At 38.3% G+C, this 392-nt stretch carries 1 protein-coding gene; it reads left to right on the top strand.

The annotated features are described in order from the left end of the window. Window positions 1-392: hypothetical protein (locus EYW44_RS22405; RefSeq protein ID WP_207893832.1), on the top strand; the 392-nt coding region annotated here is incomplete at both ends.

Genomic DNA, 392 nt, shown 5'->3' with positions numbered 1-392 from the left:
GGAACAGATATTGAATTAGTAGTTGCAGGAGAAGGAACTTGGGTTTATGATACTTTAACAGGATCATTAGAATTTACACCATTAGGAACCTTTGAAGGCGATCCAACATTAGTAGAATATAACATTACCGATGCAGCTACAAGCACTAGTAATGATGCAGAAGTAATTATCACGTATCAAGATCGTCCAGTTGGAGTTGATGATGTAAGTACAGGGAACACGTTGGGAGATACAGTTACTTTAAACATCGTAAACAATGATACAGATACAGACGGAACAATTGATCCGACGACTGTAAGTTTAATCGCACCAGGAGGAGCAACAAATATTATTACTTCAAGTGACGGAGATGTGATTGGTTTTACAGTTCCAGGTGAAGGAGTTTGGAGTTA

This window comes from Tenacibaculum sp. M341 (assembly GCF_004337695.1).
Lineage (GTDB): Bacteria > Bacteroidota > Bacteroidia > Flavobacteriales > Flavobacteriaceae > Polaribacter.
This window is presented reverse-complemented; position numbering and strand designations above follow the sequence as displayed.